General features: G+C 71.2%; 11 protein-coding genes. 8 read left to right on the forward strand and 3 right to left on the reverse strand.

The window, feature by feature from the left end; translation table 11 throughout:
• Window positions 1–104: 104 nt before the first annotated feature.
• Together GUY61_RS31145 and GUY61_RS31150 are read right to left on the reverse strand one after the other, a co-directional pair.
• Window positions 105–836, reverse strand: coding sequence for a hypothetical protein (locus GUY61_RS31145; RefSeq protein WP_166633595.1), 732 nt, complete (start codon window positions 834–836; stop codon window positions 105–107).
• A 272-nt stretch (window positions 837–1,108) separates the two neighbouring features.
• Window positions 1,109–1,810, reverse strand: coding sequence for a hypothetical protein (locus GUY61_RS31150; RefSeq protein WP_166633596.1), 702 nt, complete (start codon window positions 1,808–1,810; stop codon window positions 1,109–1,111).
• A 348-nt stretch (window positions 1,811–2,158) separates the two neighbouring features.
• Here GUY61_RS31150 and GUY61_RS31155 point away from each other — a divergent pair, with 348 nt between their 5' ends.
• From GUY61_RS31155 to GUY61_RS31180, 6 genes are all read left to right on the forward strand, one after another.
• On the forward strand, window positions 2,159–2,455 hold the full coding sequence (locus tag GUY61_RS31155) for a hypothetical protein (RefSeq protein WP_166633597.1): 297 nt from the start codon (window positions 2,159–2,161) through the stop codon (window positions 2,453–2,455).
• Window positions 2,452–2,814 (forward strand): helix-turn-helix domain-containing protein, encoded by a 363-nt coding sequence (locus GUY61_RS31160; RefSeq protein ID WP_166633598.1) that lies wholly within the window; start codon window positions 2,452–2,454, stop codon window positions 2,812–2,814. The genes GUY61_RS31155 and GUY61_RS31160 overlap by 4 nt, the downstream gene beginning before the upstream one ends.
• Window positions 2,815–2,946: 132 nt before the next feature.
• Window positions 2,947–3,462 carry a 2-oxo-4-hydroxy-4-carboxy-5-ureidoimidazoline decarboxylase gene (uraD, locus tag GUY61_RS31165; protein WP_166633599.1) on the forward strand — a complete coding sequence of 172 codons (516 nt, stop codon included), beginning with the start codon at window positions 2,947–2,949 and terminating at the stop codon, window positions 3,460–3,462.
• Window positions 3,459–3,869 carry a hydroxyisourate hydrolase gene (uraH, locus tag GUY61_RS31170; RefSeq protein WP_166633600.1) on the forward strand — a complete coding sequence of 137 codons (411 nt, stop codon included), beginning with the start codon at window positions 3,459–3,461 and terminating at the stop codon, window positions 3,867–3,869. The genes uraD and uraH overlap by 4 nt, the downstream gene beginning before the upstream one ends.
• Before the next feature lie 5 nt (window positions 3,870–3,874).
• A complete protein-coding gene (gene pucL, locus GUY61_RS31175) occupies window positions 3,875–4,831 on the forward strand; it encodes a factor-independent urate hydroxylase (RefSeq protein ID WP_166633601.1) in 957 nt (318 codons plus the stop codon).
• Window positions 4,832–4,899: 68 nt separating this feature from the next.
• Window positions 4,900–6,276 carry an 8-oxoguanine deaminase gene (locus GUY61_RS31180; protein ID WP_166633602.1) on the forward strand — a complete coding sequence of 459 codons (1,377 nt, stop codon included), beginning with the start codon at window positions 4,900–4,902 and terminating at the stop codon, window positions 6,274–6,276.
• Window positions 6,277–6,391: 115 nt separating this feature from the next.
• On the opposite strand, the gene GUY61_RS31185 is transcribed toward GUY61_RS31180, so the two are convergent.
• On the reverse strand, window positions 6,392–6,652 hold the full coding sequence (locus GUY61_RS31185; protein ID WP_243766885.1) for a DUF1876 domain-containing protein: 261 nt from the start codon (window positions 6,650–6,652) through the stop codon (window positions 6,392–6,394).
• Between the two features lie 357 nt (window positions 6,653–7,009).
• On the opposite strand from GUY61_RS31185, the gene tgmA reads away from it, so the two are divergent.
• Both tgmA and GUY61_RS31195 read left to right on the forward strand, forming a co-directional pair.
• On the forward strand, window positions 7,010–7,201 hold the full coding sequence (gene tgmA, locus GUY61_RS31190; RefSeq protein ID WP_166633603.1) for a putative ATP-grasp-modified RiPP: 192 nt from the start codon (window positions 7,010–7,012) through the stop codon (window positions 7,199–7,201).
• A 7-nt stretch (window positions 7,202–7,208) separates the two neighbouring features.
• The coding region (locus tag GUY61_RS31195) for an MvdC/MvdD family ATP grasp protein (protein ID WP_398957548.1) at window positions 7,209–7,712 on the forward strand (504 nt) is incomplete at its 3' end.

The following is a 7,712-nucleotide window of genomic DNA, read 5'->3' on the forward strand; positions in this document are numbered from 1 at the left end:
CCGTATGGAGGGCCGGGCGGGGGACGGGGCCGCGCGAGGCGGGCAGCCGGGCCCGCTCCGTGTCCGTCCTCGACGGGGCCGGGACGGAACTCGGGCGCCCGTCGTCAGGCCCCCGTCGTCACCAGGTCGTCGGCGGAGTCATTGACCGGCTGCGGGGTGCCGGTGAGGTCCATGACGAACAGAGGCACGCGGAGTTCGTCGGCGCGCGCCCTGGCCTGCTGCCCGTAGCCGGCCAGGGAGAAGAAGACACCCCTTCCCGAGGCGTGCAGACCGCTCAGCCACAGGCACTCGATCTCCTTGACGCCCGTGGGCGTGGTCGACGGGTCGACCTGGGCCACCAGGCCCGGGCCGCGCAGGCCGACGCCCGACGTGGCGTACGCCTCGAAGCGCTGGAGGTTCCGGAACCCGAGCCACTTCAGATAGAGCGCGGCCGCGGTCACCGCGTCCCGCGAGGTGCGGATGGTCACCGGCCTGAAGGCGGGCCGCGGCGGTACGGCGGTGCGGGGGAGCGGAATGTGCTCGGGGCGCCCGTCGCCGGGCTCCGGCGCGGGTGTCTCCGGCGGGGCCGGAGACTCGGTCCGGCGCACGGGGACGCCCAGCACGATCCCGCACGGGCAGCCGACCTCGGGCCTGGGCCACTGGGCCTCCCGGCCGCAGGCCCCGCAGCACACGGTGACCCAGGAGTCCTCCCAGGTGCGGTGGGTGATCTCGGAGAGACGGGCGCCCGGCGCCAGGGCCAGGGTGACGGGCGCGCCGCAGGGGCAGGGGAAGGCCTGCGGGGTGTACGAGTGCTCTCGGCGGCAGGCCGGGCAGCGCACCGGAACGCTCTCTGCCATGGGGGCTCCAGCGCTCTCTCGTCCGTGCATTCTTCGGTGGTCCGTCGGTACGTCCGCCGGCGGGGCCGGTGGCCCGCCGGTGACGTCTGCCGTCCCATCGTCCCTCAAATGTGTGCCCCGGCGGGGGGACTTCGCCCGAATCGGGGTCTTTCCGCGGTGCCCGGGTCCCGCGGTACCCCGGTCGGCGGCAGCGCGGCAGGGCGCGAGCGGGACCCGTCGGCCCCTACGACGGGGTCCGCGGCCGCGCGTTCACGACGCCGTCAGGGCGTCCCTCACGCCCTCGGTCCGGCCGGCGCCTTCAGCAGCACCATCAGGAGTCCGGCAGCCACCAGCCACACCGCCAGCAGCATCGGTGTGAGCCAGGCGGTGAGCGGCCCCGCCAGCGACACCAGCGCGACGGCCAGTCCCGCCCACGCCAGCCAGAGCCGCAGCGAGGCCGCCGCGCCGCCCGCCGCTCCATGGCCCTCGAGCGCGGTCCGCCAGACGGCGATCAGCATCACGACCGCTCCCAGCATCGCCGCGGTCAGCCCGCCGTACGCCACGTCCATCAGCAGGATCGCGGTGCGCGAGGTTTCCGGCGTGACCAGGTAGACGGCGGAGTGGTTCGCCGTGATCGCGTAGACATTGCCGGTGATCGCCGCGAGCATCAGGCACACCGTGAACACGGTCCCGCCCGCCACGGCCAGCCAGGCCCTGCGGCCCGCGGCACGCACCAGTTCGGGCAGGAAGCACAGGAAGAGCAGGGCCGACGCCAGCATCATCACGGCGGCTGTCTCGGACAGGGTGCGGTTGCCCTCGTCGCCGTAGAACCTCACCATCTCGACGATCGCCCCTTGGTCGCCGGTGTCCGGGGTGCGCCAGGTCAGCGCCTGACCGGCAATGAGCAGGGCGCCCGAGAGGATCGCGGCGATACCGGACCACAGGGCCCGGGCGGGCGTGAGTGGGGTGGTGGTGCTGTCGCTGTGGGACGCCATCAGTCTCCTAGCGAGGGGACCACCGGCTTCAGCCGGTGGGGGAATCGCTTCCCTGGCCTGTGGTGTTTCCCTTGCGTCCCGTTATGGGATCGGTTCGGGCTGGACCGCAACCCTCGGGTTGGAAGCCCCCTCTTTCGGGTTGGGGAGCGGAGTCACGAGGCCTCCCGCGCGCGTAGGGCACACACCCCGAGGGAATGTCGCTATTGCCTCATTTTAGGTCGGTCTTCTGTCGCCCGCCGCCCGTTGTGCCGCGCGAGCCCCTCGGGCCCCTCGGGCGGCGGGCCGGGAGCCGGCCCGGCCGGCAGGGCAGGCTGCCGGGTCGCCGGGGGCTCGCAGTAGGTTGGGCGGGTGCGATTGAGAGTGGAGTTCACGACGGAGCCCTTCGATCTCGACGAGCCGCCGCCGCACGCCGTGGTGGCCCGCGGGGTGGTCGAGGCGTCAGGGCTCGACGCGGTGGAGGTCGGGCCGTTCGGCAATACCGCCGAGGGCCGCGCCGGCGCCGTGCTGACCGCCGTCGACGCTCTGCTGCGAAAGTCCCTGGAGGCCGGCGCCACACGGGTGACGCTCCAGGTCAACGTGATCGGTGAGGCCGCGAGCGGCCGGGACGCCGGGGCGCCGCGCGGCGCGGGGGAGGGCGAGGCGTGACCGGGCCCGCCGAGCACCCCCTGGTCGGCGCCGTCAAGCCGCTCGTGGACGCCATGGGCGGCGAGATACTCCCGCCGGAGCGGGCTGGGGAGGAGGACGTCGTACTCGCCTGGGAGGGGCAGGACGTCCTCGCCGTTCGGTTGCCGCAGCTCGCGGACTCCCTCGACCACATCCTGGCGGCGCTGGAGCGGCAGCACGGAATGCCGCTGTCCGAGCTGGACCGCAGGACGAAGCAGTCGGTCGTGCGGAGCCTGGAGGCGCGCGGCGCCTTCTCCGTGCGACACGGTGTCGAAACCGTGGCGAGCGCCCTCGGGGTCAGTCGCTTCACCGTCTACAACTACTTGAACCGGGCCAAGTAACACGGAATTTTCAACAAACTGTTGACGCGTTCTGTGTGAGCGGGTTGGCTGACGGGAGCCAGAACGGGCGCCCGCGAAAGGCGCGCGCCCCAGCACCGCTGCCCGCATCACACACATGCCACGGAGGCTCCCGTGACGTCGTCCCCGGCACCCGGCCTCAGCCGGTTCAACACCTTGCGGGAGAGCGCGGCCCGCGCCGAGCTCCGCGCGGTGTGCGCCAGCGAGGTCTGGGTGGGCGCACTGCTCGCCGGGCGCCCGTACGCCACCGCCGGCGACCTGCTCGCCGCCAGTGACGCCGCCGTGGCCGGCCTCACCGCCGCCGACCTCGCCGAGGCGATGGCGGGACACCCGCCGATCGGACGGCCCAGGCCGGGCGACCCCGCCTCCGCCCGCGAACAGCGGGGGATGGCGGGCGCCCCGGAGGGGCTCAGGGCGGAGATGCTCGAACTCAACCTGGCCTACCAGGAGCGGTTCGGGCACGTCTTCCTCGTCTGCGCCACCGGGAAGACGGCGGAGCAGATGCGCGACGCCGTCAGGGAGCGGATCGGGAACCCGCCCGGGGAGGAGCGGGAGATCGTCCGCACCGAACTGGGGAAGATCAACCGTCTCCGCCTCACCCGCCTCGTGGAAGGAAGCGACGCAGCATGAGCACCGCGACCACCGCATCGGTGTCCACCCACATCCTGGACACCAGCACCGGCCGGCCCGCGGGGTCCGTCGCCGTCGTCCTGTCCGCCCGTGGCGGGGCGGACGCGCCGTGGGTGGACCTCGGTGGGTCGAGGACGGACGAGGACGGGCGCTGCAAGGACCTCCCGGCCCTGCCGGAGGGCACCACCCACGTCCGGCTCGGCTTCGAGACCGGCCCGTACCTCACGAGGAAACAAGGCAGACCAGCCGAGGCCCGGCGGGACGCTCCCGCCGGTGCTGGGAGTGACGGCGGAACCGGAGCGTTCTTCCCGGAAGTGACGGTCACCTTCGCCGTCGTGCCGGGCGAGCACTACCACGTACCGCTCCTGCTCAACCCGTTCGGCTACTCCGTATACCGAGGGAGCTAGCACCGATGACACCCACCTCCGGCCCCGCCCGTTCCGTGGTTCTCGGCCAGAACCAGTACGGCAAGGCAGAGAACCGCGTCGTCAGGATCGTCCGCGACGGCCGCACGCACCACATCAAGGACCTCAACGTCTCCGTCTCCCTCTCCGGGGACATGGACGAGGTGCACTACTCGGGCTCGAACGCCAGCGTCCTGCCGACCGACACCACCAAGAACACGGTGTACGCCTTCGCCAAGGAGTACGGCATCGAGTCGGCCGAGGCCTTCGGCATCCACCTCGCCCGCCACTTCGTCTCCTCCCAGCAATCCATCCACCGGGCGCGGATCCGGATCGAGGAGTACGCCTGGGAGCGCATCGGCGTCGCCGGCGCGGATGGCGCGGAGGGCGCGGGCGAGGGGGTGGAACCCGCCGGGCACTCCTTCGTGCGCAAGGGCCAGGAGACCCGGACGGCCCAGATCACGTACGACGGTTCGGCGTGGGAGGTCGTCTCGGGGCTGAAGGACCTGACGGTCCTGAACTCCACCGACTCGGAGTTCCGGGGCTTCATCAAGGACAAGTACACGACGCTGAAGGAGGCGTACGACCGGATCCTCGCCACCGAGGTGTCCGCGAAGTGGCGCTACGGATGGGCCGGCGACGAGGACGGCGTGCCCGACTGGGAGCAGTCCTACGCCCGGGCGCGCGAGCACCTGCTCCAGGCCTTCGCCGGGACCTACTCCCTCTCGCTCCAGCAGACGCTCCACCGCATGGGCGCGCGGATCATCGAGAACCGCGAGGAGATCGACGAGGTGCGGCTCTCCCTGCCCAACAAGCACCACTTCCTCGTCGACCTCGAACCGTTCGGGCTGAAGAACGACAACGAGGTCTACTTCGCCGCCGACCGGCCGTACGGCCTGATCGAGGCCACCGTGCTGCGGGAGGGCACCGAGCCGCGCATCCCCGTCGACCTCACCAACCTGTAGACCGGACGACCGACCCGAAGCAGGCCGTCGCAAAGCAGGCCGTCGCACGAGAACAACGAGGAACTGCCTTGTCAGCAGAGCGCATCGTCATCGAGAACTGCGCCGTGGCGACCGTCGACGCCGAGGACACCGAGTACGCCTCAGGGCATGTCGTCGTCGCGGGCAACCGCATCGAGTCCGTGGGCGCGGGCCCGGCGCCCGCCGGGCTCGGCGACGTCGTACGCCGGGTCGACGGTACCGGTCATCTGGTCACCCCCGGCCTGGTCAACACCCACCACCACTTCTACCAGTGGCTCACCAGGGGCCTCGCACAGGACTCCAACCTCTTCGACTGGCTCGTCGCGCTCTACCCGACCTGGGCGCGCATCGACGAGGAGATGGTGCACGCCGCGGCGCGGGGCTCCCTCGGCATGATGGTCCGCGGCGGCGTCACCACCGCCATGGACCACCACTACGTCTTCCCCAGGGGGGCGGGAGACCTGTCCGGGGCCGTCGTCCGCGCGGCCTCCGAGATCGGCGCCCGGTTCACCCTCGCCCGCGGCTCCATGGACCGCGGGAAGTCCGACGGCGGCCTGCCGCCGGACTTCGCCGTCGAAACCCTCGAAGGGGCGCTGGCGGCCACGGAGGAGACCATCGACCGGCACCACGACGCCTCCTTCGACGCGATGACCCAGATCGCCGTCGCGCCGTGCTCGCCGTTCTCGGTCAGTACCGAACTCCTGCGCCAGGGCGCGGAACTGGCCCGCCGCAAGGGCGTACGGCTGCACACCCACGGCAGCGAGACCGTGGAGGAGGAGAAGTTCTGCCACGAGCTGTTCGGCATGGGCCCGACGGCGTACTTCGAGACCACCGGCTGGCTCGGCGAGGACGTGTGGATGGCGCACTGCGTCCACATGAACGACGAGGACATCGCGGCGTTCGCCCGCACGGGCACGGGCGTGGCGCACTGTCCGTCCTCCAACGCCCGGCTGGCCGCGGGCATCGCGCGGGTGCCCGACATGCTGGCCGCGGGTGTTCCGGTCGGCCTCGGCGTCGACGGCACCGCCTCCAACGAGTCGGGCGAGCTGCACACCGAACTGCGCAACGCGCTGCTCGTGAACCGGCTCGGGCCGCACCGGGAGAGGGCGTTGAACGTCCGGCAGGCGCTGCGGCTCGGGACGGCGGGCGGTGCGAGGGTCCTGGGGCGCGCCGGCCAGATCGGCTCGCTCGAGCCCGGCAAACTCGCCGACCTGGTGCTGTGGAAGCTCGACGGGATCGGCCACTCGTCGATCGCCGACCCGGTCGCGGCCCTCGTGCTCGGCCCGCCGGCACCGGTCGCCCTCTCCCTCGTGAACGGCAGGCCGGTCGTCGAGCACGGCCGGCTGCTCGGGGCCGACGAGGACGAGATCGCCCGCTCCACCCGCGACCAGGCCCGGCGCCTGGCCCGCCTCGCGGCGGAGCACTGATCCTCTCCGGGCCCGCCCCGGCGGCCACGGCGAGGCCCGCGGACAAACGTGTCCGCGGGCGCTCCCCGTTCTCCGGCCGTCCTCCCGCTTCACGGTCCTCCGGCACCGGGGCGGGTCACCGGTCGATCGGCCCCGTCAGCTCCACGATGTCGTCGGAGGCGACGTCGTGGAGCCTGATGGCGAGATCCTCCAGCGCGCGGCTGGCGGCGAGCTCGTCGCCGATCTCCGGAATCGGCCTGTCGATCGGGTTCCGGCGGGCCACTCCGGTGCCGCTCACGGCCGCTCCGGGCGACGTGGCCAGCACCGCGCGTGCTCGCGTGTCGTCGCCTTCCTCTGTGATGTCGATCTCAACGGTCCAGTGCTTGCTCTTCGCCATGATGATCACTCCCATGGGCGGGGCACGACGTCCGCCCCTCACTTCTAGCGTCCTCCCATGAGCCGTGCCGGGCCAGGGGACACCGCGTCAGAACTCGCGGAAGTCTGAACTCCCTGTGGTGTTCGGGGAGTTGCTCAACGTGTTCGTATGATCAAAATCACGGTGCCCTAAACCCTTTTTTCAGGCTCCCCTCAGGCCGCTGTGAACCGAATCGCGCTTTGCATGGTCTATAGAGAGGGTGTGCTTTTCCAAACCCCGGAAAGGCGCTACCCAGCGTCATGAATCAGTTACGTACGTGGCGCGTATTGAACCGTGTGAGTGCTGTCGGTCATGCCTCTGCCAGCAGAAGGAGTTTCAGTGCGACCGTTCGCGTTGAACTACACCCGTCCGGTCGTGCAAACGCCTGCCGTGACTCCGTACGCGTACGACTCCACGCGGCAATTGAACGTCCTGCCGGACGGGCGCCTGGCCATCCTGGACCGGGCCGTGCTGGTCGCCATGGGTGCCACCGTCTCCACCGCCGGGTCCAAGACCCACTTCGACGACTGATCCGACCATGACGGTGTTGGTCCTGACCTGCGAAGAGGACGTGACGGCCGACCTGGTGGTCGCTGTGTTGCACGACCGTGGGGTCCCGGTCGTGCGACTGGATCCCGCCGACCTGCCGGGTGACGTGTCACTGTCGGGGGAATATTTCCGTGGCGACTTCCACGGGCATCTGGCGGCGGGCGGGCGCGTGGTCAGCATGAGTGCTCTGCGTTCGATTTGGATACGCAGACCAGGTACTCCCGGCGCCCGCGTGGCCGAGCAATCCGCCTGGTCGACCGCAGAAGCCACGCAGGCCCTTTACGGAATGCTGATCTGCACTGACGCTCGGTGGATGAACCATCCGGGCGCGGCGGCCCAGGCGCGCTACAAACCGTGGCAGCTGCATGTCGCCCACCGAAGCGGATTCGCCGTACCCGCCACCCTCATCACCACCTTTCCGCAGATCGCGCGCCAGTTCGCCGCCCACCACGAGGACCTGGTGGTCAAGGCGGTCTCCGGCTCCCACCCCGGC

Source organism: Streptomyces sp. GC420, assembly GCF_009916105.1.
In the GTDB taxonomy this organism is placed as follows: domain Bacteria; phylum Actinomycetota; class Actinomycetes; order Streptomycetales; family Streptomycetaceae; genus Streptomyces.